Origin of the sequence: Aeromonas sp. TW 6 (assembly GCF_013168745.1) — a bacterium.
GTDB classification, from domain to species: domain Bacteria; phylum Pseudomonadota; class Gammaproteobacteria; order Enterobacterales; family Aeromonadaceae; genus Aeromonas; species Aeromonas caviae.
Genome location: NZ_JABERS010000056.1, coordinates 1 through 23,353 on the forward strand (window position 1 = coordinate 1; position 23,353 = coordinate 23,353).

At 62.5% G+C, this 23,353-nt stretch carries 20 protein-coding genes and 3 tRNA genes; 10 read left to right on the plus strand and 13 right to left on the minus strand.

From position 1 onward, the window contains the following. Window positions 1–182 precede the first annotated feature (182 nt). Together istA and cysS are read right to left on the minus strand one after the other, a co-directional pair. Window positions 183–1,724, minus strand: coding sequence for an IS21-like element ISAs29 family transposase (gene istA / locus HKD46_RS18780; protein WP_001274811.1), 1,542 nt, complete (start codon window positions 1,722–1,724; stop codon window positions 183–185). Between the two features lie 799 nt (window positions 1,725–2,523). Next, window positions 2,524–3,900 (minus strand): cysteine--tRNA ligase, encoded by a 1,377-nt coding sequence (cysS, locus tag HKD46_RS18785; protein WP_161469684.1) that lies wholly within the window; start codon window positions 3,898–3,900, stop codon window positions 2,524–2,526. A 191-nt stretch (window positions 3,901–4,091) separates the two neighbouring features. Between cysS and HKD46_RS18790 the strand changes: the two genes are divergently transcribed. The 7 genes from HKD46_RS18790 (at window position 4,092) to HKD46_RS21600 (ending at window position 10,056) form a co-directional block, all read left to right on the plus strand. Beyond that, window positions 4,092–4,589 carry a peptidylprolyl isomerase gene (locus tag HKD46_RS18790; RefSeq protein ID WP_010675220.1) on the plus strand — a complete coding sequence of 166 codons (498 nt, stop codon included), beginning with the start codon at window positions 4,092–4,094 and terminating at the stop codon, window positions 4,587–4,589. Continuing rightward, on the plus strand, window positions 4,579–5,265 hold the full coding sequence (locus HKD46_RS18795) for a DUF4269 domain-containing protein (RefSeq protein WP_161469685.1): 687 nt from the start codon (window positions 4,579–4,581) through the stop codon (window positions 5,263–5,265). The genes HKD46_RS18790 and HKD46_RS18795 overlap by 11 nt, the downstream gene beginning before the upstream one ends. Window positions 5,266–5,278: 13 nt before the next feature. Continuing rightward, window positions 5,279–6,004 carry a UDP-2,3-diacylglucosamine diphosphatase gene (lpxH, locus tag HKD46_RS18800; protein ID WP_161469686.1) on the plus strand — a complete coding sequence of 242 codons (726 nt, stop codon included), beginning with the start codon at window positions 5,279–5,281 and terminating at the stop codon, window positions 6,002–6,004. A gap of 128 nt (window positions 6,005–6,132) precedes the next feature. Next, window positions 6,133–6,381 carry a GlsB/YeaQ/YmgE family stress response membrane protein gene (locus tag HKD46_RS18805; protein ID WP_043156234.1) on the plus strand — a complete coding sequence of 83 codons (249 nt, stop codon included), beginning with the start codon at window positions 6,133–6,135 and terminating at the stop codon, window positions 6,379–6,381. A gap of 154 nt (window positions 6,382–6,535) precedes the next feature. After that, window positions 6,536–7,171 (plus strand): TetR/AcrR family transcriptional regulator, encoded by a 636-nt coding sequence (locus HKD46_RS18810; RefSeq protein WP_161469687.1) that lies wholly within the window; start codon window positions 6,536–6,538, stop codon window positions 7,169–7,171. A 52-nt stretch (window positions 7,172–7,223) separates the two neighbouring features. Beyond that, window positions 7,224–8,207, plus strand: a complete 984-nt coding sequence (locus tag HKD46_RS18815; RefSeq protein ID WP_171865794.1) for an MDR family oxidoreductase — start codon at window positions 7,224–7,226, stop codon at window positions 8,205–8,207. A gap of 559 nt (window positions 8,208–8,766) precedes the next feature. Next, on the plus strand, window positions 8,767–10,056 hold the full coding sequence (locus tag HKD46_RS21600; RefSeq protein WP_161469689.1) for a methyl-accepting chemotaxis protein: 1,290 nt from the start codon (window positions 8,767–8,769) through the stop codon (window positions 10,054–10,056). 190 nt (window positions 10,057–10,246) lie between these two features. Here the strand turns inward: HKD46_RS21600 and HKD46_RS18825 are convergent. From HKD46_RS18825 to HKD46_RS18875, 11 genes are all read right to left on the minus strand, one after another. After that, window positions 10,247–10,333, minus strand: a tRNA-Leu gene (locus HKD46_RS18825). A gap of 40 nt (window positions 10,334–10,373) precedes the next feature. Next, a tRNA-Cys gene (locus HKD46_RS18830) sits at window positions 10,374–10,447 on the minus strand. Window positions 10,448–10,481: 34 nt separating this feature from the next. Beyond that, window positions 10,482–10,557: transfer RNA gene (locus HKD46_RS18835), tRNA-Gly, on the minus strand. Window positions 10,558–10,736: 179 nt separating this feature from the next. Next, the gene (gene pgsA / locus HKD46_RS18840) at window positions 10,737–11,291 is read right to left on the minus strand and encodes a CDP-diacylglycerol--glycerol-3-phosphate 3-phosphatidyltransferase (protein WP_010675229.1); all 555 of its coding nucleotides are present in this window, start codon (window positions 11,289–11,291) and stop codon (window positions 10,737–10,739) included. Window positions 11,292–11,504: 213 nt separating this feature from the next. Next, window positions 11,505–13,358 carry an excinuclease ABC subunit UvrC gene (uvrC, locus tag HKD46_RS18845; protein WP_124814087.1) on the minus strand — a complete coding sequence of 618 codons (1,854 nt, stop codon included), beginning with the start codon at window positions 13,356–13,358 and terminating at the stop codon, window positions 11,505–11,507. A gap of 110 nt (window positions 13,359–13,468) precedes the next feature. After that, window positions 13,469–14,113, minus strand: coding sequence for a UvrY/SirA/GacA family response regulator transcription factor (gene uvrY / locus HKD46_RS18850; RefSeq protein ID WP_010675231.1), 645 nt, complete (start codon window positions 14,111–14,113; stop codon window positions 13,469–13,471). Between the two features lie 210 nt (window positions 14,114–14,323). Continuing rightward, window positions 14,324–15,103, minus strand: a complete 780-nt coding sequence (gene kdsB, locus HKD46_RS18855) for a 3-deoxy-manno-octulosonate cytidylyltransferase (protein WP_010675232.1) — start codon at window positions 15,101–15,103, stop codon at window positions 14,324–14,326. Beyond that, window positions 15,100–15,297 (minus strand): Trm112 family protein, encoded by a 198-nt coding sequence (locus HKD46_RS18860; protein ID WP_010675233.1) that lies wholly within the window; start codon window positions 15,295–15,297, stop codon window positions 15,100–15,102. Before HKD46_RS18860 ends, kdsB begins: the two co-directional genes overlap by 4 nt. A 112-nt stretch (window positions 15,298–15,409) precedes the next feature. After that, entirely contained in the window at window positions 15,410–16,408 is a 999-nt protein-coding gene (gene lpxK / locus HKD46_RS18865) for a tetraacyldisaccharide 4'-kinase (RefSeq protein ID WP_161469690.1), read from the minus strand. Beyond that, window positions 16,408–18,177 carry a lipid A ABC transporter ATP-binding protein/permease MsbA gene (msbA, locus tag HKD46_RS18870; protein ID WP_042014329.1) on the minus strand — a complete coding sequence of 590 codons (1,770 nt, stop codon included), beginning with the start codon at window positions 18,175–18,177 and terminating at the stop codon, window positions 16,408–16,410. Before msbA ends, lpxK begins: the two co-directional genes overlap by 1 nt. Window positions 18,178–18,311: 134 nt before the next feature. Then, window positions 18,312–20,453 (minus strand): DNA internalization-related competence protein ComEC/Rec2, encoded by a 2,142-nt coding sequence (locus tag HKD46_RS18875; RefSeq protein WP_235673880.1) that lies wholly within the window; start codon window positions 20,451–20,453, stop codon window positions 18,312–18,314. A 115-nt stretch (window positions 20,454–20,568) separates the two neighbouring features. Here HKD46_RS18875 and HKD46_RS18880 point away from each other — a divergent pair, with 115 nt between their 5' ends. From HKD46_RS18880 to HKD46_RS18890, 3 genes are all read left to right on the plus strand, one after another. Beyond that, on the plus strand, window positions 20,569–21,087 hold the full coding sequence (locus tag HKD46_RS18880) for a DUF2062 domain-containing protein (protein WP_039040274.1): 519 nt from the start codon (window positions 20,569–20,571) through the stop codon (window positions 21,085–21,087). Beyond that, a complete protein-coding gene (locus tag HKD46_RS18885) occupies window positions 21,081–21,575 on the plus strand; it encodes a DUF2062 domain-containing protein (protein ID WP_042017571.1) in 495 nt (164 codons plus the stop codon). Before HKD46_RS18880 ends, HKD46_RS18885 begins: the two co-directional genes overlap by 7 nt. A gap of 115 nt (window positions 21,576–21,690) precedes the next feature. Then, window positions 21,691–23,196: a helicase HerA-like domain-containing protein gene (locus HKD46_RS18890; RefSeq protein WP_161469692.1), complete on the plus strand. Its 1,506-nt coding sequence runs from the start codon at window positions 21,691–21,693 to the stop codon at window positions 23,194–23,196. Window positions 23,197–23,353 lie beyond the last annotated feature (157 nt).

A 23,353-nucleotide genomic window follows, 5' to 3' on the forward strand; every position in this document is an offset into this window, starting at 1 on the left:
CCGGCAAGCGATTGGGCCGCTGCCCACAGGAGTGGTTGAGGGCCGTGGTCAGGGCGTGCATCGAGAAGACAGATTATCCCATCCCGGCAGAACTGATGCCGTCAACCCCGTCCTGGTGAATAGATACAGTTTCAGGTGTCTCAAGCGGGTCAGCGTTTGTTGGGTCATGGGACGTATCCTCTTTAGTGGAAGCTCTGGGGGCCACGGATGTTCTCGTGCTCTTGCGGTAACTCTGGGTAGCTCAGCGGGCTTGCGGGCAGTTGGTCGCGGCCACTGGTCAGCACCGACTTGAGCTGTTTGAGTCGCACCAGACCTTCCCGGTTGGCCAACTGGCAACAGGCTTCAACCCGTGATGGCGGATACTCCCGGCTAAGACTCAGCAGCCCCAGGCAGAGTCGGTATGCCTGCTCGGCATGGGCTTTCTCTTCCAACCGTTCGCTAACCCAGCACAAGGTGCTCGGTCCGATGTCAGCAGCCCACTGTTTAAGACGCCCTGGGGTCCAGCGTTGCTGCTTGCTGTGACGTTCCGGCATGTGCTCAGGGAGCGTGCTCATCCCCGGGATGGTTTTACGTGGATGGCTCGCGACCAGCTGTTGCTGGTGATAGACCTGAAGCAGGGTATCGCCCGCATGGAGCTCCAGTTGCTGACCCACATACTGGTGTGGCACCGAGTAATGGTGCTGCTCATAACTGACGTGATAGTCGATGTTGACCTTGACCGTTTTGATGGCGACATAGCGATAGGGATGCACCGGCAGTGGTCCCAGTGCCGGGCGGTCCAACTGCTCAAATGCGTCACGTCGGTTACCGGGCAGTTGCTTGAACGGACGCTCGTTGAGTTCGTTCAGCAAGGCACGGATGCACTGGTTGAGTTCGGCAAGCGAGAAGAAGGTCTGATGGCGTAGACGGGCCAGGATCCAGCGCTCGACGATCTGCACACCCACCTCCGCCTTGGCCTTGTCCTTGGGCTTGTAAGGACGAGCTGGCATCACCGCCACCTGATAGTGCTCGGCCAACTGCTGGTAGCTGGGGTTGAGCTCGGGATCGTATCGGCAAGCCTTGCTGACACCGCTCTTGAGGTTGTCGGGGATCAGCAGTGCCGGTGTCCCGCCGAAAAACTCAAAGGCACGGACATGGCTTTGCAGCCAGTCCGGCAGTGACTGTGACCAGGTGGCCTCGGCAAAGGTGTAGTTGGACGCACCGAGCACGGCGACAAAGACTTGTGCCTGACGGACCTCACCCGTGGTCGGCGACACGATGGGCACCGTGGGCCCGCAGTAGTCGATAAAGAGCTTTTCCCCCGCCTTGTGGATCTGGCGCATGGAGCGCTTTTGCAACTGACACCAGGACTTGTAACGGTCACAGAACTGGGAGTAGCTGTAACAGCTATTGGGATAGCGCTGGGTGTACTCCTCCCAGAGCAGCTGTTTGGAGACCCCCTTGCGCTTGAGCTCCTGATGGACAGAGGGCCAATCCGGCACAACATGGCGGGCCGAGATGGTGGTATCGGCCTGCGGATAGAACAGGGCAGCCAGTCGGCCATCATCAAGCTCGGTAGGTAAGGGCCAGGTAAGGCCGAGCGCCTGGGCACTTTTGAGGAGTTTCTGGATGGAGCCGACACTGACCTTGGTACAGATACTGATTTGGCGAACAGAGAGGTCAGCTTCCAGCCGCAGTCGCAGTACTTCACGAATTTTACGCATTGCAATCCTCTTGGCAGACATAGGCTCTTCCCTGGCAAAAGGGAGAGCGTATCAAAGGTTTTTAAATCAATGCGTTAAGGATGATTCCGGTGAATGTGAACAGTGATTCCGGGATGTTGAACACTGTTTCCGGAAAGGAGGGGCGAAGTGTTCAGGTTGAACCGGAATGAGCGTTCACATTGGTCCGGAAATGGTGTTCACGTTGAATCGGAATTGGTGTTCATGATCGGCCGGAATATGCACCTGCAAACCGCCGAGTCGAGTTCAACGGGTCAGGAGCGCCATCAGGGATGATGGCGCAGCCGCAACCGACATAGGGGCCAAATCGGATCAGGGCGAGCACTGCTCGACCCCGATTTGGCGCGAGAACAAGAATGTTCGAAGCGGGCTTTGGCCGAAGCCAGGGATGGCATAGGCCAAAGTGCCGTCAGCGGCGACCCGTTGGACGAGAGGAGGGCACCCGCGAAGCGGGCGGTTTGCCGGGGGGAAGACTTTTGGTGTTATTTGCCAAAGAGAGCGGGTCTTTCCAAAGTCACTCGCCAAGCCGCGCAGCGGCGGCGAAACCTCTTCGAGGGCAAAGTCCTCGCGTCCTGCATGGCGAAACAATGCCATTAAGGCCTTGGACGGCATTCAGCCGAGGAATGACGTTAGCCCCCCTCTCCCGCCAGGGGAGAGGGGATCAGAGCGCAGCCCACCGGGGCTTTAAGCAGAGCGCAGAAACTTAAGAGGTGTCGAGGGAAAAGGCCCAAACAAAAACCGCAGCCCTAGGGCTGCGGTTTTTTATTTGCTTAACCGGTTGGCGCGAGCAGCGCCACCGGCCTTAGGCTCGGCGCCAGCTGGTCTTGCCGGCGCTGTCTTCCAGCACGATGCCCATCTCGGTGAGGCGGTTACGGGCGGCATCCGCCGCGGCCCAGTTCTTGTCGGCGCGGGCCTGATTGCGCTCGGCGATCAGGCGCTCGATTTCGGCGACCTCTTCGTCCGCTTCGTCACCCTTGAGGAAAGCCTCGGGGTCTTGTTGCAGGATGCCGAGCACGGCGCCCAGTTCGCGCAGGCGGGCACCGAGGCCAGCGGCGACAGCGATGTCTTCGGCTTTCTGGCGGTTGATCTCGCGCACCAGGTCGAACAGGGCGGAGTAGGCTTCCGGGGTGTTGAAGTCGTCGTCCATGGCATCAACGAAGCGAGCCACCTGCTCGTCACCACCGGCAGCGGCCGCCGCCGGCAGATCGCGCAGGGCGGTGTACATGCGCTCCAGGGCGGCGCGGGCTTGCTTCAGGTTGTCTTCCGAGTAGTTGAGCTGGCTGCGGTAGTGACCGGACATCAGGAAGTAACGGACGGTTTCGGCGTCGTAGTGGGCCAGCACATCACGGATGGTGAAGAAATTGCCAAGGGATTTGGACATCTTCTCTTTATCCACCATCACCATGCCGCTGTGCATCCAGGTGTTGACGTAGTCGCCGCCGTGGGCGCAGCAGGACTGGGCAATCTCGTTCTCGTGGTGGGGGAACTGCAGATCGGAGCCGCCGCCGTGGATGTCGAAGTGGTTGCCAAGGTGCTTGGAGTTCATGGCGGAGCACTCGATGTGCCAGCCAGGACGGCCCGGGCCCCAAGGGCTCTCCCAGGTCGGTTCGCCGGGCTTGGACATCTTCCACAGCACGAAGTCGAGCGGGTTGCGCTTGGCATCCACCACGTCGACACGGGCGCCGGCCTGCAACTGCTCCAGATCCTGGCCCGAGAGCTTGCCGTAGTCGGCGTAGGAGTCGACGATGAACATCACATCGCCGTTGTCCGCCACGTAGGCGTGCCCTTTTTCCAGCAGGGTTTCAACCAGGGCGATGATCTCGCCGATGTGCTGGGTGGCGCGGGGTTCGATGTCCGGACGCACCATGCCGAGGGCGTCGAAATCCTGGTGCATGTCGCCGATGAGGCGCTCGGTGAGAGCGTCACAGGTCACGTGCGTTTCGGCGGCGCGCTTGATGATCTTGTCGTCCACGTCGGTGACGTTGCGCACATAGGTGAGGTCGTATCCTGCATAACGCAGGTAGCGAGCGACGACGTCGAAGGCGACGAAGGTACGGCCATGGCCGATATGACAGTGATCATAGATAGTGACGCCACACACATACATGCCCACCTTGCCCGGGTGGATAGGTTTGAATTCTTCTTTTTGACGAGTGAGTGTGTTGTATATCTTCAGCATCTTATGACCACTGCCTGTGAGTAAAATGGCCTGCCATTCTAACCGCATCCGGTATAGAAAACGAGGCAGAAAAAGCCCCCTCTCCCCCCTGCCATCTATGCCGCAGGGCCTTGATGGGCTAGAATTGCCACCACTTTATGCCATACACCTGCGGGCACCTTGCTGCCCGCGTCAAAATGAAAGGACAACTCATGGTTACTCTGCACACCAACCACGGCGACATCACCCTGACCCTGAACGCGGAAAAAGCCCCGGAGACCGTGGCCAACTTCCTGCAATACTGCCGTGACGGTCACTACGACAACACCATCTTCCACCGCGTCATCGACGGCTTCATGATCCAGGGCGGCGGCTATGCCCCGGGCTTCGAAGAGAAAGAGACCCGCGCTCCCATCAAGAACGAGGCGGCCAACGGTCTGTCCAACAAGGTCGGCACCATCGCCATGGCCCGCACCATGGAGCCGCACTCCGCCAGCGCCCAGTTCTTCATCAACGTGAACAACAACGACTTCCTGGACTTCAAGTCCGCCACCACCCAGGGCTTCGGCTACTGCGTGTTCGGTGAAGTGACCGCCGGGATGGACGTGGTCAACAAGATCAAGGGCGTGAAGACCGGCAACTACGGCCGCATGCACCAGGACGTTCCGACCGAAGACGTCGTCATCACCAAGGTGACCCTTGCCGAGTAATCCCTGCCGGCCAGGCTCTGATACCACTGCGGCCCCGGCCGCAGTTTTTCCATCTGCCGCCCCCAACTGGCGCCGCCTCGACTATCTGGCCCAGGGCAACGAGCGTCAGCGCTCGGCCCACGCCCTGCTGAGCGGCGGCCTGTGGAATGAACTTGGCCCCCTGTGCAACGATCTGGCCCTGGTGAGCACGATCGCCATCGGGCTGGATAGGCCCGGCAGCGATCTCGACATCCTCTGCCAGCATCCGGACCCGGCCTTCCTTGCCGCGACACTGGCAGCACAAGGCTGGCAGGTGCGAAGCAAGGGCGAGCAGGTCTGGATCGCCGAGCAGCAACGCCACGGGCCAGATGGCCAGTGCTGGCCAGTCGAGCTCTACCTCACCCCTGCTCCCCTCGAGGCGTGTCATGGCTGGCGCCACCTCAGCCTGATGGCCTCCCTGCTTGAGCGCTTTGGCGCCCCCTTCCACCGGGAGGTGCTGCGCCTGCGCGTTGATGAAGGGCTCAAGGGGGAAGCGGCCATGTGCCGCCTGCTGGGTCTGTCCGGCGACCCTTACGAGGCGTTGCTGACCCTGGAGGGCGTCAACCTTGCGGGGCTCTGCTGCCCTTCCCTCCCCCACCCGCTCGACGTGCAAGGTCACAGGCCTTGTCCGCACCCAGGCGGGACTCTCTTACCATGATGCCCAGGAACTCATGAGCACCCTCTTTATCAGTGACATTCACCTCAGCCAAGGCAGGCCCGACATGACGGCGGCCCTGGTGCGCTTTCTGGCCGAAGACGCGCCCGGTGCCGACGCCCTCTATGTGCTGGGGGATCTGTTCGAATTCTGGATTGGGGACGACGACCCCAACCCGCTCCACCGCGAGGTGGCCGATGCCTTTCTCGCCCTGAGCCAGCAGGGGGTGCCCCTCTATTTCATTCACGGCAACCGCGACTTCCTCTTGGGGCGCCAGTTTGCCAAACGGGCCGGCATGACCCTGCTTGGCGACCCCTGTGTCATCGAGCTGTACGGCGAGCGGGTGCTGCTGAGCCACGGGGATCTGCTCTGCACCCGGGACGAGGGCTACCAGAAGTTTCGCCGCATCACACAACAGAAGTGGCTGCGCTGGCTCTTCCTGCGCCTACCGCTCTCGCGCCGCCAGGCCATCGCCCACAAAATGCGCGGCCAGAGCCAGATGGAGAATGCCCAGAAGAGCCAGATCATCATGGACGTGACTCCGGAGGCGGTAGACGAGATGCTGCGCCAGCACGGCTGCCGCCTGATGATCCACGGCCACACTCACAGGCCCGCCATCCACGACTTCACCCTGGATGGGCGTACGGCGCGGCGCATCGTGCTGGGGGACTGGTTCGAGCAGGGGTCGGTGCTGGTGTGCTCCCCCGCCGGGCAGCGCCTCGACACCCGCGCGCTCGGCTGAGGCCCTCTGCCTGCCATGGTCATGAGCGAGTCTCATATGACCGTTTCTGACTCACGCCGTGCTGTGGCGGGATACAAGCAGGATCCCTGCATATACTCTGGTTCTCTGCACATAACGAGGAGATGACCATGGGATTTCTTACTTGGGTGGTACTGGGGCTGATCGTCGGCATCCTGGCCAAATGGATCATGCCGGGCAAGGATGGAGGCGGTTTCTTCATGACGGTGATCCTGGGGGTGGTCGGTGCCATGGTGGGGGGCTATGTCAGCACCCTGTTCGGGATGGGAACGGTCACCGGCTTCAACCTGCCGAGCATCATCATCGCCACCGTTGGCGCCCTGATCGTGCTGTTTGTCTACAACAAGCTGCGCAGCTGAGACGCAGCCACACATCGATGCGAGGGCGCCAATGGCGCCCTCGCTGTTTTCTGCCCCGCTGGCGCCAGCTTGCCGCGACCACCCGATCTCATCCCCGTGCCTTAGCCCGGCGCCGGGCTTGCATCATTTCTAGTAGAAGCGTCTAATAACCCCCATGCCAACCAGCGACGCTCTGCCCCGCCGCCCTCGCGGCCGCCCTGCCCAGCACGGGCACACCTATGCCGACACCCGGGATCTGTTGATCCGCCGGGGCATGGAGCTGCTGACCGAACAGGGCATCGCCGCCACCTCCATCGAGCGGGTATTGCAGTCGACCGGGATCCCCAAGGGCTCCTTCTATCACTACTTCGCCACCAAGCACGACTTCACCCTGGCGGTCATGGATGCCTATCACCATTACTTCTGCCGCAAGCTGACGCGCTATCTGGAGGATGAGAGCCTGCCCCCCCTGGCCCGCCTTGTCGCCTTCGTCGACAGCGCCTGCCGGGGCATGACCCGTTATGCGTTCCAGCGGGGCTGCCTTGTGGGCAACCTGGGTCAGGAGGTGGTGCAACTGTCCCCCGAGCTGCGCCTGCGCCTCGAGCAGATCCTCCTCGACTGGGAGGCGCTGCTCGCCCGCTGCCTGAGGGATGCCGTGACGGCGGGGGAGCTGCCCCCTGATTGTGACTGCCCTGCCCTCGCCCATCAGTTCTGGATCGGCTGGGAAGGGGCCGTGCTGCGCGCACGCCTGGTGGGCGATACCGAGCCCATGCTCTCTTTTTTCAATTTTTTCATGAAGTTAGCAAAGTGATTTTTTTACGAATATTAATAGTCAACCAGTCCAATTAATGGGAGTAGACAAGATGTTCAACGGTATTCTGATCGAGAAAGACGAGGCGGGTTATCGCGCCAGCTACCAGAGCCTCTCCGAGGAGATATTGCCTGCCGGGGATGTGACCGTGGCGGTACAGTGGTCTTCCCTCAACTACAAGGATGGCCTGGCCCTCACCGGCGCCTCCCCCGTGGTACGCCGCTTCCCTCTGATCCCCGGTATCGACTTTGCCGGTACCGTGCTGGAGAGCCAGCATCCCGACTGGTACCCCGGCGACAAGGTGGTGCTCAACGGATGGGGCGTGGGCGAGACCCACAGTGGCGGGCTGGCAGAGCGGGCACGGGTCCGGGGCGACTGGCTGGTCGCCCTGCCTGAGCGCTTCCAGCCCCGGGACGCCATGGCCATCGGCACCGCAGGGTACACCGCCATGCTCTGTGTGATGGCGTTGGAGAAGCACGGCATCACCCCCGGTGACGGTGACATTCTGGTGACGGGCGCCAACGGCGGCGTGGGCAGCGTGGCGATCACCCTCCTGGCCAAGCTGGGCTATCGAGTGGTGGCCGCCACCGGGCGGCTGCACGAGGCCGACTATCTGACGTCCCTCGGCGCCGCCGAGGTGATCGATCGCGCCGAACTGGCCGCGCCGGGACGCCCGCTGGGCAAGGAACGCTGGGCCGGCGTCATCGACACCGTCGGCAGCCACACCCTGGCCAATGCCTGCGCCACTACCCGCTACGGCGGCGCCGTGGCCGCCTGCGGTCTGGCGGGAGGGATGGACTTCCCCTCCACCGTCATGCCCTTCATCCTGCGCGGCGTCACCCTCTATGGCATCGACAGCGTGATGGCACCGCGCCCGCTGCGTCAGCAGGCCTGGGCCCGACTGGCCGAGGATCTCGACCTGACCCGCCTCCATCTCCTCACCCGGGAAGTGCCCCTCTCCCAGGTCGTGACCCTGGGGGATGCCTTCCTGGCAGGCCAGGTGCGCGGCCGGATCCTGGTCAATGTCCAGGGGTGATGACTGACGCGATATGAGCCGGCTCGCCTGACCAGGTCAGGCGAGCCTCTCCAGGGCATTTCGCAGCCACACGGAGCGTCACCCCCCTTCCCATCGTCCATGACAATGGGCAACAGATGCGTTCAAACACTCAAGTGCAGGTTTCCCGGACAGAGGGACCGAGACATCTCTATAGGCAGCACCTTCCCGCTGCGCCCCCTCCCCCATCGATGCAGACAACCGTCACTCCTCACCGACAAGCCCCTGCCCTGGATACCCGTATTCGCCGACATGAGGCCCTGTTCGCCCACGACTGCGAACCATTGTCTTGCCCACTGACAGACCCCCGTTAAACAATCGATGCATCGAACAAATAATTCAGAATAGGAATACGTTTTATTTATCACCGCATATAAAAAGGGCGCATCACCTTGTATTAAACCTGTTTTTTGTATGGAAAAGCCCGAATCAAATGACAGGGTGCATTACACTCAAAACGACGCTTCATACCCAGAAAGTGTGAAGGGTTCGTCAACGAAGAGATGTCGGATGATTCTATTTTCTTGGCTGGGGTGTGCTTATGTTCGACTCGAAACTTAAAAAAGAGCTGGCAGCAGAACGAGAGAGGGCCTTGAAAAGCGAGGCACTGGATCATGCCATGCACGATCATCTTCCCATGATTGAATTCACCACCGATGGTTATATTCTCGATGCCAGCCCGCTTTTTCTTCATTCCGTCGGCTACTCCCTCAATGAGATCGTGCAGCAGCATCACGCCATGTTCTGCATGAAAGAAGATACCGACTCTCCCTCCTATCGGGAATTCTGGCGAGATCTGGCAAATGGGCACAGCCAGCATGGCACCTTCCACCGGGTTGGCAAACAAGGCAAGGAAATATGGCTGGAGGCCACCTATTTCCCCGTCAGCCAGGGCGGAAAAATAATCAAGATCATCAAAATAGCGTCAGATGTGACGGTGCAACATGATCTGCTCATGACTCAAAAAGCAATATTTGAGGCGCTGGATCGCTCCCTCGCCGTCATCGAGTTTGAACCGACTGGTGTTGTTATTTCCGCCAACCGTAATTTCCTGGATACCATGGGCTATCGACTCGATGAAATTAAAGGCCATCAACATCGCATGTTTTGTGATGAGCTGTTTTATCGGGAACATCCCGATTTCTGGCAGGAGCTGGCTCAGGGTACGTTCAAATCGGGGCGCTTTCAGCGATTTGATAAAAAAGGCCATGAAGTCTGGCTGGAGGCAACCTATAACGCTGTGCGGGGCAGCCATGGCAAAGTGATCAAGGTCATCAAGTTTGCTTCCAATATCACCCCGCAGATCAGCAAAGATCAGGCCGTACAACATGTGGCTAAGGTGGCAAATGAAACATCTGTCACAACCAAATCCTCCGCCATCAAAGGAGAGGACATGTTGACCACCGTCGTCTCCACTTCGGACAATATTGTCAGGCAGATGGAACATGCCAGCACCTTGATGAGCAAGCTCCACGCTCAATCCCAGAATATCACCGCCATCGTATCCACCATCAGCAGCATTGCAGACCAGACCAACCTGCTCGCGCTCAATGCCGCCATCGAAGCGGCGAGAGCCGGCGAACAAGGCAGAGGCTTTGCCGTCGTGGCCGATGAAGTTCGTCAACTGGCGGCAAGAACCTCCCTATCGACCAACGAAATAGCCAATGTCGTCAGCCAGAATCAGCAGCTCACCAGGCAGGTCAGCGAGCAGATCCAGTCCGCGGCAGACGGCGCCATCCACGGGCAAAAGCAGATCGATGACGTTGCAAAAGTGATGGAGGAGATAAGACACGGAGCAGAAGAGGTGTCGACCATCATCTCGGAACTCTAGATAAATCAGGGAAGCACTCAGGAGCCTGCCATCGAGCAGGCTCTTTGATGTTCACACCAGGGGTCGCAGCTTGGCACGTGCAGATTCAAGAGATGAACCGGCACTTCAGGTCGCTGCCATTCTGGCTGTCAATCAACTAGAAACAAAAAGGCCACTATTGCTAGTGGCCTTAGTAACTCTTTGATTTTAATGGTGCCTGAGGCCGGAATCGAACCGGCACGACGCGAACGTCGAGGGATTTTAAATCCCTTGTGTCTACCGATTTCACCACTCAGGCACCGCAATCGGTATCAAGTCCGCGGGCGGGCTTGTCAATATGGAGGCACGTTCCGGAGTCGAACCGGACTAAACGGATTTGCAATCCGCTGCATAACCGCTTTGCTAACGCGCCATGCAAAAGAGAGGAACTCTCTATTGTCTGAATTTGGAGCGGGAAACGAGACTCGAACTCGCGACCCCGACCTTGGCAAGGTCGTGCTCTACCAACTGAGCTATTCCCGCATCGGTCTGGCTGACTGCCTGACTGTGAGAACGCATTCTAGCGATGTTCCCCGCCCAGTCAACCAAAAACATTTAATACGCTGATCGTTCGGGTGTTTTTTACCCTTGTCCCACACTTTTGGCGCTCATGGCCGTTTCTCGGCGCCAGTGGCAGAGAAACGGCCATCTTCCCGTCGGGACTAGAACCGGGAGTGGTAGCTGAGATCGCCCCAGGCAGCCTTCATGTACTGGAACATGGACCAGAAGGTGAGCACGGTGGCCACGTAGAGCAGCACATAGGCGAGCCACACCATCCAGATGTCGTATTGCCAGATGAGGCCGGTGAGCGACACCATCTGGATCATGGTCTTCCATTTGCCAATCCAGCTGACCGCCACCGAGGAGCGCTTGCCAAGCTCGGCCATCCATTCACGCAGGGCGGAGATGATGATCTCCCGGCCAATCATGGTCATGGCGGGGATGGTGACCCAGACGGTGTTGTAGTGCTCGACGATGACCACCAGGGCCGCCGCCACCATGATCTTGTCGGCTACCGGATCGAGGAAGGCGCCAAAGGCGGTGGACTGGTTCAGCTTGCGGGCAAGATAGCCGTCAAACCAGTCGGTTGCGGCCGCCAGGATAAAGACGATGGCCGCCGCCATGTAGGACCACTGATAGGGAAGGTAGAACAGGATGACGAAGACGGGTATGAGCAAAATCCGAAAGAACGTCAGCAGGTTAGGAATATTTGTCATTATTTTCAGCCACTTCTTGTATGCCGCTACATGGTAGCCCCAAGCCGATCGCGGATGCAACCGAACTGGCGCCCGCCTTGGTCCATTAATCCATCAATAACCTCAGGATGCCGGTCATTATGGCATTTGGGAGCCCCCTGCGTCACGGCTCTTGTGCGCAGGCAGCACGCCCTGATGCTCCCTGGCGTGACCTCCTTCACACCAAAGGCAGCGCTAGAGCGAGTGCAATGCGTCGTGAATGGACTGGGCCAGCTCCTGGCTGATGCCGGGCACCTTGGCGAGCTCGTCCACCCCGGCTTTTTTCACCTCCTGCAAGCCACCCAGGTATTTGAGCAGCGCCTGCCGCCGTTTCGGCCCCACCCCGGGAATCTCTTCCAGGGTACTGGTAGTGCGGGCCTTTGCCCGCCTGGCCCGGTGGCCCGTGATGGCAAAGCGGTGGGATTCGTCGCGAATGTGCTGGATGAGGTGCAAGGCGGGCATATCTGCCGGCAGGTGCAGCTCTTCGTGGCTGTCCCCCAGGATCAGGGTCTCCAGCCCCGCCTTGCGCGTCACCCCCTTGGCGATGCCCACCAGCAGCGGATATTTGCCGCCGAGAAACTCCAGCTGGCGCGCCAGGATCTCCTCCGCGCGGCGCAACTGGCCGAGACCGCCGTCGATGAACAGCACATCCGGCACCTTGTCCGGCTCCTGCTGCTTGCCAAAGCGACGCTCCAGCGCCTGCTCCATGGCGGCATAGTCATCCCCGCCGGTGATACCGTCGATGTTGAAGCGGCGGTATTCCGAGGAGAGCGGCCCCTCCCGGTTGAACACCACGCAGGAGGCCACAGTGCGCTCCCCCATGGTGTGGGAGATATCGAAGCACTCCATGCGGGCGATGGGGCTTTCGAGCTCCAGCAGCTCCTCCAGCTGATCGTAACGGGCGGTGATGGTGCTCTTGTGGGCGAGGCGCGAGCGCAGCGCAGTCTGGGCGTTGATGGAGGCAAGCTTGATGAAGCGGGCCCGTTCGCTGCGCGTCCGGCTCACCACCCGCACCTTGTAGCCGGCGGTCTGGCTCAGGGTGTCGGCGATGACGCTCTCATCCTCCAGCGCCACGTCCAGCAGTACCTCGCTCGGGATCTGCCGTCCCCCCTGCCCCGACAGATAGAACTGCAGCAGGAAGGATTGCACCACCTCGTCAAGCTGGGTATCGGCCGGCACTTTCGGGAAGTAGCTGCGCGATCCCAGCACCTTGCCCTGGCGGATGAAGAGCACGTGGATGCAGGCGGTCCCCTGCTCGAAGGCCACCCCCACCACGTCGAGCTCGTCCAGCACGTTGCCGCTCACCGACTGCTGCTCGGTGACCCGGCGCAGGGCCTGGATCTGATCCCGGTAGCGGGCCGCCTCCTCGAAGCGCAGATCGCCGCTGGCGGACTCCATCTTGCCCACCAGTTCGCCGATCACCTGCTGGTTCTTGCCCGCGAGGAACAGCTTGGCCAGCGCCACCTGCTGGGCATACTCGGCCTCGCTCACCAGCCCCGCCACGCAGGGGCCGGCGCAGCGCTTGAGCTGGTAGAGCAGGCAGGGGCGGGTACGGTTGGCATAGACCGCATCCTCGCACTGGCGCACCGGGAAGATCTTCTGCATCAGGTGCAGGCTCTCGCGTACCGCGCCGCCGGAGGGGTAAGGGCCGAAATACTCCCCCTTCACCTTGCGGACGCCGCGATGGACGCCGATGCGCGGGTGCCGATGGTCGGTGATGATGATCCAGGGGTAGGACTTGTCATCCCGCAGCAGCACGTTGTAGCGGGGCTGGTACTGCTTGATGAGGTTGTGCTCGAGGATCAGCGCCTCGGTCTCGGTGTGCGTGACCGTTACCTGCACATCGGCAATCTGGCGCACCAGGGTGCGGGTCTTGATGCTGTCGACGTTGGCCCGAAAGTAGGAGGCGAGCCGTTTCTTGAGATCCTTGGCCTTGCCCACGTAGATGACGGTGCCGCCGCTGTCGTACATGCGGTAGACACCGCTCTGGTGGGTGACGGCGCTCAGAAACGCCTTGCTGTCAAAATGGGGCTCGGGAGAGAGGGTCATCGGCAACTCGACTCAACGGATGAATGCAAAAAGACGGGGAGAGCATACTGCCCACAGCCTGCAAAAAGCAAAAGGCGGCCGGTGCCGCCTTTGGTGTCCACACGCCCCCGTTACAGGGTATCGGCATCCAGCATGCCATAACGAATGGCCAGATGGGTCAGCTCCACGTCACCGTTGATCCCCAGCTTGCTGAACAGGCGGTAGCGGTAGCTGTTGACCGTCTTCGGGCTCAGGTTGAGCTGCTCGGAGATGTCGGTCACCTTCTGCCCCTTGGTGATCATCATCATGATCTGCAGCTCCCGCTCGGAGAGGGACTTGAAGGGGTTCTCGTCGGCGGAGGCGAACTGGCTCAGGGCCATCTGCTGGGCGATCTCCGGGGAGATGTAACGCTGACCGGAGTGGACCAGGCGAATGGCGTGGATCATCTCGTCCGGCGCGGCCCCCTTGGTGAGGTACCCGGCGGCGCCCGCCTGCATCACCTTGGTGGGGAACGGATTTTCTGAATGAATGGTCAGCACTATGATGCGTACATCGGGGCGGATCCGCAGGATCTTGCGGGTCGCTTCCAGACCGCCGATGCCCGGCATGTTCATGTCCATCAGGATCACATCGGGGTGATGTTGCCGACAGAAGGCCACCGCGGTTTCCCCGCTCTGCGCCTCGCCCACCACCTTGATCCCGCGGACGTCTTCCAAAATGCGTCTTATCCCTGTACGCACCAACTCATGATCATCGACCAGGAATACATTAATCACCCAAACACCCCGTTTTTTATCTCGTTATATGCCAGTTAGGGTTAACACGGCGTCTTGCATCATAACCAAACTCGATGATTTGGCAAACCATGGGCGGGAAAAGTTTGAAATTGCTCGTAAAATCCGTTTTAAATCAAATTATTATACAAAGAATCAATTAAAAAACGGCGCCCTGGGGCGCCGTATTGCATCAAAGCCGTTCCGCCAGCCTCAACCGGCCAGCAGTGCTCGCACCTTGTCGAGATCGGCCTGGGTGTCCACCCCCACCGGCGGGGCTTGCAGCGCCTGGGCCACGTGGATCTTCTCCCCGTACCAGAGCACCCGCAGCTGCTCCAGGGCTTCGACCTGCTCGAGCACGCTCGGTGCCCAGTCCACGTAACGCTGGATGAAGCCGGCGCGATAGGCGTAGATGCCGATGTGGCGTTGGTAGTGATCGCCAATCTGCTCGCGGCTCCCCGCAACGCGATCGCTGGCCGCAAAGCGGTCCCGATCCCAGGGGATGCTGGCGCGACTGAAATAGAGGGCATACCCCTCCCGGTCGGTCACCACCTTGACGGCATTGGGATTGAACGCCTCTTCGGCATCCCTGATCGGCACCGACAGCGTCGCCATGGGCGCGCTGGCCGCGGCCAGGTTGTCCGCCACCTGGCGGATAATGACGGGGGGAATGAGGGGCTCGTCCCCCTGCACGTTGACGATGATGGTATCGGCGGCAAAGCCGTAGTGACGGCACACCTCGGCCAGACGCTCGGTGCCGGACTGGTGATCCGGTGAGGTCATGCACACCTCGAACCCGGCAGCGGCGGCAAAGGGGGCCAGGACCTGCTGCACCCGCTCGTCATCGGTGGCGACGATCACCCGATCGGCACCCGATTGCAGGGCCTTCTCCACCACGTGCTGCACCATGGGCTTGCCGTGAATGTCGGCCAGCGGCTTGCCCGGCAGCCGGGTGGAGGCGTAACGGGCAGGAATGACGACGACGAAACTCATGGCTTCAGCTCTTCCAGCGCCAGGTGACGGGCCCGGTTCTCCAGCAGCACCGGGATCCCCTCCTCCAGGGGATAGGCCAGTCTGTCGAAACGGCAGATGAGCTCCTGAGGGCCCTCGGCGTGCGCTTGATAGTGCAGTTTCCCCTTGCAGACCGGGCAGGCGATGATGTCGAGCAATTTAATATCCAGTGCCACAACGAAACTCCTTTAACGATTTCCCACAGGCGATCTTGCCTGGCATGTCAATGTGCAGGGCCAGCCCCCGAGTCCGGGCGCTGGCCGTCTGTTCCAATCCGGTGGCACCCCGTCAGGGCGCCTGGTGCCCGTTCCCTCTTCCGGGCTGCGGGCCCAGGGTGCGCAGCAGCGCCTCCCCCAGGGCATCGGGCAGCTCGGCGCTGACCGGCAGATACCACCAGTTGTCCGGGGCGAAGGGGCGGCACTTGACCGCATCCTTCTCGGTCATCAGCAAGGGGCGCTGGCCGAAGCGGGCCAGCAGCTCGGCGGCGTCGAACGCCTGGTGATCCCCGTAGCCGACACTCTGCACCAGCTCGTAACCAAGGGCGGTCAGGGTGGCGAAGAAACGGGGGGGATGGCCGATGCCTGCCAGGGCATCCACCGGCCCCGAGAGGGGGGCCGTGAGAGGCGCATCATCGCACACCCGGCGCAGGGTATCCGGCACCAGGCGCATGGCGTATTCGCCACGGGCGGGTTCGCCGCCGTTGCAGATGATGGCGTCCACCCGCTTGAGGCGGGTCGTGGGCTCGCGCAGCGGCCCCATGGGCAGCAGACAGCCATTGCCAAAGCGGCGCGCACCGTCCACCACCACCAGTTCGATGTCACGGGCCAGGGCATAGTGCTGCAGGCCGTCGTCGGTGACGATGATGTCCACCTCACCGCTTTGCTCCAGCAACCGCACAGCATCGGCCCGTCTGGGGGCCACCGCCACGGGACAACCGCAGCGTCTTGCGATGAGCACGGGCTCATCCCCGGCCTCGGCCGGGGTACTGCTCTCATCCAGTCGATAGGGGTAATGGGGCGCCTTGCCGCCATAGCCGCGGCTGACCACGCCGGGGCGCCAGCCCCGGGCCTGGAGTTGTTCCACCAGCCAGACCACCACCGGGGTCTTGCCGTTGCCCCCCACCGAGAGATTGCCCACCACCACCACCGGCAGGGTGGCCCGATAGGCGCTGAGCCAGCCCCGGCGATACCCCAGACGGCGGACGCCGCTGATCAGGGCAAACAGCAGGGCGAAGGGGGCCAGCCCCCAGCGCCAGAGGCTGTTCCCGTACCAGAGTCTGGCCAGCATCAGCCCTTGTTACCCGTGGCAGTATTACCAAACTGAATGGCCCGCAGCTGGGCATAAGTACCATGCATGTCCATCAGGGTTTGGTGGTTGCCGCGCTCGACGATGTGTCCCTCGTCGATCACCAGGATCTCGTCCGCCTTCTCGATGGTGGAGAGGCGGTGGGCGATCACGAGGGAAGTGCGCGCCTTGCACAGCTCGTCGATGGCCGCCTGGATGTGACGCTCGGACTCGGTGTCCAGGGCCGAGGTGGCTTCGTCCAGCAGCAGCACCGGGGAGTCCCGCAACAGGGCGCGGGCGATGGCGATGCGCTGGCGCTGGCCGCCGGAGAGGGAGGCGCCGTTCTCGCCGATGACGGTGTCATAGCCTTCCGGCATCTTGCTGACGAAGTCGTCCGCATGGGCGATGCGGGCCGCCTGCTGGATCTCGTCGCGGCTGTACTTCTCTTCCGCCGCGTAGGCGATGTTGTTGGCCACCGAGTCGTTGAAGAGGTGCACGTGCTGGGAGACCAGGGCGTACTGCTTGCGCAGCTCGCTCAGGCGGTATTCGCGGATGTTGACCCCATCCAGCAGAATTTCCCCCTCTTCGATGTCATAGAAGCGGGTCAGGAGGCTCGCGATGGTGCTCTTGCCGGAGCCGGAACGACCCACCAGGGCCACCGATTTGCCCGCCTCCACCTTGAAGCTGATGTTGCGCAGCGCCGGTGTCTCCTTGGTCGGGTAGGTGAAGGTGACGTTGCGAAACTCGATTTCACCTCGGGCACGTTCCAGGGTGCGGGTGCCGGTGTCCTGCTCCGGGGTGGAGTCCAGCAGACCGAACAGGCTCTGGCAGGCGGTGATGCCGCGCTGGAACTGGTTGTTCACGTCGGTCAGGCTTTTCAGCGGCTTGAGCAGCATCATCATGGAGGTGACCATGACGGTGAAGGTGCCCGCGGTCAGGGTCGCCTTGACGCTGTCGATGGTGGCGACATAGAGGAAGACCGCAAGGGCCACGGAGGCCACCATCTGGACGATGGGGCTGCCGATGGCGTCGGCGGCGACCATCTTCATGGTCTGCTGGCGCATCCGGTTGCTCACCTGGTAGAAGCGCTTGTCCTCCACCTCCTGGCCCCCGAACATCAGCACCTCTTTGTGCCCTTTGAGCATCTGCTCGGTGGAGGTGGTGATGTCACCCACCGCCTGCTGGATGTGGCGGCTTATCTTGCGAAAACGTCGGCTGATGATGCTGATGAGGATCCCGACCAGGGGCCCCACCACCAGGAAGATCACCGACAACTGCCAGGAGTGCCAGAACATCAGGCCCAGCAGGCCGATGACGGTGGCCCCTTCCCGCACCAGGGAGACCAGGGTCGAGCTCGCGGCGGACGACACCTGACCGGCGTCATAGGTCACCTTGGAGAGCAGGTTGCCGGTGTTCTGGCGGTCGAAGAAGCTCATGGGCATGGCCATCAGGTGGCTGAACACCTGCTGCTGCAGGCGCATCACCACGTGGTTGCCGACCCAGGCCATGCAGTAGTTGGAGAGGAAGGCGGCGCAGCCGCGCAGAGCCACGATGCCGAGGACGAAGAAGGGCATCCACTTGAGCACGCTGCTGTCGTTGCCGTTGAGCCCCTGGTCGATGAGCGGTTTGATGGAGTAGACGAAGGTGGTATCCACGGCCGCGTAACCCAGCATGCCAATGATGCCGCCCACCAGACCCAGCTTGCGATCCCGGACATAACCGAGCAGGCGCTTGAAGACGGTCCAGCTCTCTTGTGAGGTTTCTTGTTGCATGAATAGCCGTTAATAAGGGAAATGACGGGCTATTCTAGCCAAACCTTGGAGCTACACCAAGCGCCGCTGGCGCGATGGCTACAACCCGGGTCACAAATGAAGGCCGCCCCTTGCCGGGCTGGCTCATCGGATCCTCACTCCCTTCCCCATACCTGCGGCTGCCACCAGGGGCCGCCACGCCTGTACCAGGGCCCCTGCTCCCGCTCGGCCCGGATCCTGAGCCCCGCGTCCCCCGGCTCGATCAGGATGGCGCCCGCCTCCCCCGTCACCCACTGCCGCGCCCCCTGGTATCGCGCCACCACCTCGGGGCGTGGAAAGCCCCACTGGTTCATGAAGCCTGCACTGTGCACCACGAAGGCTGGTTTCACCGCCGCCACGAAGGGGGCCGTGGAGGAGGTGCGACTGCCATGATGCGGGCTCACCAGCAGGGTGCTGGCCAGCCCCGCGCCCTCCCCCTCCTCCAGCGCCAGTGCCAGCAGGCGGCGCTCCGCCTGTTGCTCGATGTCGCCGCTCAGCAGCAGGCGATGACGCCCGTCGTCAAGCTGTACCACGCAACTGTCGTTGTTGCGCCCCGCCCCGGCTGCCAGGGGCCAGAGCACCCGCACATCCAGTCCCTGCCAATGCCACTGCTGACCTCGGCGGCAGGCCTGGGTAGCCGGTGCAAAGGGGAAGGAGGAGAGCTCCCGGCGCACCGCCATGCTCTGCAGCAGAGCCTGCCGGTTGCCCGCGTGATCCCTGTCTCTGTGGCTGATGATCAGGGTGTCGATCACCCGGATGCCGAGCCGGTTGAGCAGGGGCAGGATGGCCGCATCCGCCATGTTGTAGCCCCCGGGGTAGCGATCCCCGGTATCAAACAGGATGGCCCGATCCCCCCGGGTGACGAGCACCGAGAGCCCCTGCCCCACGTCCAGCACCCGCACCTGCCAGGAAGCGGGAGCAGGCCAGAGGGCTAGCAGCAGGGCCGCCGCCACCGGCCCCCCCAGGGCGCGCCCTCCCGGCAGGTGCCATCCCGTCCACAGCAGGATCAGCAGGGCGCTGGCGGGCATCAGCCAGCCGGGCACCGGCCACCAGAGCTGCAGGCGATCCGCCAGCTGCGTGAGCCCCCACAGCACCCACTCCAGGCCGAAGGCGGAGACCCAGAGCAGGCCGTGGGCCAGCAACGTGGAGAGGGGCGCCACCAGTACGCCGACGAGCGCCAGGGGAATGATGACAAGGCAGAACAGCGGCAGTGCCAGCAGATTGAGCAGAAACGCCAGGGGCGCCATCCCCTCGAACAGCAGCAGTTGCAGGGGCAGCAATCCGAGCAGCAGCAGAAGTTGCAGCCGCACCAGGCCGGGGCGATCGTGCAGCAGGCTCGCCAGCAACAGCAGGGCCACCGCCAGAAAAGAGAGCCAGAACCCCGCAGAATAGAGGGCGAAAGGGTCCCACAATGTCAGCACCACAAAGGCCCACAGCCAGATCCGGTGGCTCGGCCAGTCCCGCTTTAGCCAGCGCAGCAGGCTCCACACCAGCACCATGATGAGGGCACGCTCGGTGGCCACCGCAAACCCCGCCAGCCAGCTGTAGGTGGCCGCGAACATGAGTGACACGCAGATAGCCCCGCGCAGCCCGAACAGCCGCCCGAGCCACCAGCCGAGCACCGCCACCAGAGCGATATGCTGGCCCGAGATGGCGATGATGTGGGTCAGGCCGCTGCCGCGAAAGAGTTCCCACTGGGCATCCGTGATCCCCCCCTGCTCCCCGAAGGTGAGGGCCGCCAGCAGGGGGGCCTGCGCCATCCCCTCCCAGGCGCGACTCGCCGCAGCCAGCCAGCGATCGCGCACACCCGGGGGCACGGCATCCAGGGCGATGACCCGGCGCAGGTTGCCGGTGGCGGTGATCCCCTTGCCAAGGAGCAGGCGCCGTCCATCCATCCCCGCTTCGTTGGCCAGGCCATGGGCCGGCTTGAGAGAGGTCACCAGGGTGACGCGGCTGCCGGCAGGCAACGGCGGCAACACCTGATAGGCATTGACCCGCACCAGGGGTGGCACGATGAGGGGGCGATCGTCCAGGGTGTCGAGGCGCAGCAGCAGGCGCGCAAATTTATCCCCCTCTTTCTCTCCCGAAGACTCCGTACTTTGCACGTGTGCGGTTATGATGTGGCTCGTTTTTTTGCCAAGCTGATCCAGCCAGGCAAGCCGGTAGTGCAAATTCACCTGCATCCAGAGGATGCCGAGCAGCAGAAACAGCAGCCGCCAGCAACGACCACCGGCGAGGGGGAGCGCGAGCAGCAGCATCAGGCCACCCCATTCCCATGAAGGCAGCCATGGCCAAAGCAGTGAGGAGCTTGCCCCCAGGGCAAACGACAACAGACGCAGATCCATGGAGCAAGTATTTAGCAAGGTTCAGAACATGCCCAAACGAATCATACAGCGCTGGCTACCCGACCCGGCGACCCTCAAGGAACACAAGCACTTGCGACTCTTTGGCAAGCTGCTGCTGGATGCCAACCTCTGGCATCTCAACCGGCGCTCCGCCGCCGGTGCCTGTGCGGTCGGCCTCTTCATGGCCTGGGTTCCCCTCCCCTGCCAGATGCTGCTGGCCGCTGGCGGCGCCATCGCCTGCCGGGTCAACCTGCCCCTCTCGGTAGCCCTGGTCTGGCTCTCCAACCCCCTGACCATGCCACCGCTGTTTTATGGCGCCTATCTGGTGGGCTGCCAGTTGCTGGGGCAACCCTCCCAGCACATCGAGATCACCTTCACCTGGGCCTGGCTGGTGTCGGTGTTCGAGACGGTGGCCCCGCCGCTCTTGCTGGGCTCCCTGGTGCTTGCCCTGCTGAGCGCCCTCGTCGGCTATCTCCTGGTTCGCGCAGGCTGGCGCCTGAGCACGGTGCGCCAGTGGCAAAAACGCAAGGTGGCGCGCCCATGCTGAATCGCTGGTTGGCCCGCTTCAAGATTGACCCCGATACCCTGCGCCAACAGAAGTGGTTCGCCCTCTTTGGCGAGCGACTGCTGACCCCCGCCCTCTGGCAAGGGGGAACGCGGGCCCTCTGTGGCGCCGTGGCGGCCGGGCTGTTCGCCAGCTGGGTCCCCATGCCCATGCACTCCCTGGTGGCCGTCGCCCTGGTGCTGGCGTTCAGCTTCAACCTGCCGCTGGCCCTCTTGGCGGTCTGGTTCAACAACCCGCTGACGCTCCCCTTCATGTACCTCTACGCCTATCGTACCGGTTGCCTGGTGCTGAACGAGACGCCAGCCCCCTTCCATCTCACTTGGTCCCTGCACTGGCTGGAGCAGGAAGCGGCCATCCTGGTGCCCCCCTTCCTGCTCGGCAGCCTGCTGCTGGCGGTGCTGAGCGCCGCCGCCGGCGCCTTGCTCACCCTGCTGCTGTTGCAACTGGGCAAGCTGACCCGCCCCCGCTAGGTTGCCAGCACGCCGTCCTTGTCTCGGACGGCGTGCCTTGCCATCGTCTGCCTCTGCCACCACACTCCTTGTAACCCGTTGTTTTTCGACCCCCATTCGAAACAAGGAGCCCACCATGGCCGAACCGCTCACGCTGGCCCATGCCAATGGCCACCCCCTCTCCCTGCTACCCGCCATGGCCAATCGCCACGGCCTCATCACCGGGGCCACCGGCACCGGCAAGACAGTCACCCTGCAGGTGCTGGCGGAGGGGTTTTCCCGCCTCGGCGTGCCGGTCTTTCTGGCCGACGTGAAGGGGGATCTGAGCGGCCTGGGCGCCGCCGGTACCCCCTCTGCCAAGCTGGATGCCCGTCTGGCCCAGCTCGGCCTTCAGGCACCCGACTTTGCCGCCAGCCCCACCCTGTTCTGGGATCTCTTCGCCGAAGAGGGCCACCCGGTGCGGGCCACCGTCTCCGACATGGGGCCCCTGCTGCTTGCACGCCTGCTCGGCCTCAACGACACCCAGAGCGGGGTGCTGGAGCTGGTGTTCAAGGTGGCGGACGACGAGGGGTTACTGTTGCTCGATCTGAAAGACCTGCGGGCCATGGTGCAGTTTGCGGGGGAGCACGCCAAGACCCTCACCACCCGCTACGGCAATGTGTCGACCGCCTCCATCGGCGCCATCCTGCGCAACCTCCTCACCCTGGAGAGCGCGGGCGGCGATCACTTCTTCGGCGAGCCCATGCTGGACATTCAGGATCTGATGCAGACCGACGAGGCGGGCCACGGCCATATCAATGTGCTGGCCGCCGGCAAGCTCACCCAGTCCAGCCGCCTCTATGCCTGCTTCCTGCTCTGGCTGCTCTCCGAGCTGTTCGAACAGTTGCCCGAGATAGGGGATCCGGAAAAGCCCGTGCTGGTGTTCTTCTTCGACGAGGCCCACCTGCTGTTCAAGGATGCCCCCAGGGCGCTGCTGGAAAAAATTGAGCTGGTGGTGCGCCTCATCCGCTCCAAGGGGGTGGGCGTCTATTTCGTGACCCAGAGCCCGGCCGACATCCCCGACAGCGTGCTGGGGCAGCTTGGCAACCGGGTGCAGCACGCCCTGCGCGCCTTCACCCCGAGCGATCAAAAGGCGGTGCGCATCGCCGCCAACACCCTGCGGGCCAACCCGGCCTTCGACGCCGCCGGAGCCATCACTGAACTGGGGGTCGGGGAGGCGCTCATCTCCCTGCTCGACGAGAAGGGGCGGCCCAGCGTGGTGGATCGCGCCTTCATCGCGCCCCCGGCCAGCCGCATCGGCCCCCTGAGCGCGGCCGAGCGCCAGGCGCTTATTCAGGGCTCATTGCTCTACGGCAGATACGACACCCAGGAGGACAGGGAGTCCGCGTTCGAGCGACTTCAAGAGACATCGCCCGCCGCCGGTGACGAGACCGCTTCCCCACAGACCGACCAGGGCGGCGGTCTGCTGGATGCCTTGAATGGCATCCTGTTCGGTCGCACCGGCCCCCGTGGTGGCCAGCATGACGGGGTGGTGCAGACCGCCGCCAAGAGCGTGGCCCGCACCCTCGGCAACGAGGTGGGACGCCAGCTGATGCGCGGGGTGCTCGGCTCCCTGCTGGGAAGCAGCAAGCGGCGCCGCTGATGCCGGAAAATGAAAAAGCCCGCCGATACGGCGCAATGCTGTTCACTTAAGCGGAGCCGCATTGCGATTTACCGGAAAACGGGTCTTTGATATCTTCACCGCCCTGGGTCTCGATGGCCTGGGGCGTTTTTCTATGAACATGACGCCTATGCAGCCC

Excerpts from the sequence above, each read along its gene's own strand:
- istA (WP_001274811.1), bottom strand. The coding sequence starts at position 1,724 with ATGTCTGCCAAGAGGATTGCAATGCGTAAAATTCGTGAAGTACTGCGA.
- cysS (WP_161469684.1), bottom strand. The coding sequence starts at position 3,900 with ATGCTGAAGATATACAACACACTCACTCGTCAAAAAGAAGAATTCAAA.
- HKD46_RS18790 (WP_010675220.1), top strand. The coding sequence starts at position 4,092 with ATGGTTACTCTGCACACCAACCACGGCGACATCACCCTGACCCTGAAC.
- lpxH (WP_161469686.1), top strand. The coding sequence starts at position 5,279 with ATGAGCACCCTCTTTATCAGTGACATTCACCTCAGCCAAGGCAGGCCC.
- HKD46_RS18805 (WP_043156234.1), top strand. The coding sequence starts at position 6,133 with ATGGGATTTCTTACTTGGGTGGTACTGGGGCTGATCGTCGGCATCCTG.
- HKD46_RS18810 (WP_161469687.1), top strand. The coding sequence starts at position 6,536 with ATGCCAACCAGCGACGCTCTGCCCCGCCGCCCTCGCGGCCGCCCTGCC.
- HKD46_RS18815 (WP_171865794.1), top strand. The coding sequence starts at position 7,224 with ATGTTCAACGGTATTCTGATCGAGAAAGACGAGGCGGGTTATCGCGCC.
- HKD46_RS21600 (WP_161469689.1), top strand. The coding sequence starts at position 8,767 with ATGTTCGACTCGAAACTTAAAAAAGAGCTGGCAGCAGAACGAGAGAGG.
- pgsA (WP_010675229.1), bottom strand. The coding sequence starts at position 11,291 with ATGACAAATATTCCTAACCTGCTGACGTTCTTTCGGATTTTGCTCATA.
- uvrC (WP_124814087.1), bottom strand. The coding sequence starts at position 13,358 with ATGACCCTCTCTCCCGAGCCCCATTTTGACAGCAAGGCGTTTCTGAGC.
- kdsB (WP_010675232.1), bottom strand. The coding sequence starts at position 15,103 with ATGAGTTTCGTCGTCGTCATTCCTGCCCGTTACGCCTCCACCCGGCTG.
- lpxK (WP_161469690.1), bottom strand. The coding sequence starts at position 16,408 with ATGCTGGCCAGACTCTGGTACGGGAACAGCCTCTGGCGCTGGGGGCTG.
- msbA (WP_042014329.1), bottom strand. The coding sequence starts at position 18,177 with ATGCAACAAGAAACCTCACAAGAGAGCTGGACCGTCTTCAAGCGCCTG.
- HKD46_RS18875 (WP_235673880.1), bottom strand. The coding sequence starts at position 20,453 with ATGCTGCTGCTCGCGCTCCCCCTCGCCGGTGGTCGTTGCTGGCGGCTG.
- HKD46_RS18880 (WP_039040274.1), top strand. The coding sequence starts at position 20,569 with ATGCCCAAACGAATCATACAGCGCTGGCTACCCGACCCGGCGACCCTC.
- HKD46_RS18885 (WP_042017571.1), top strand. The coding sequence starts at position 21,081 with ATGCTGAATCGCTGGTTGGCCCGCTTCAAGATTGACCCCGATACCCTG.
- HKD46_RS18890 (WP_161469692.1), top strand. The coding sequence starts at position 21,691 with ATGGCCGAACCGCTCACGCTGGCCCATGCCAATGGCCACCCCCTCTCC.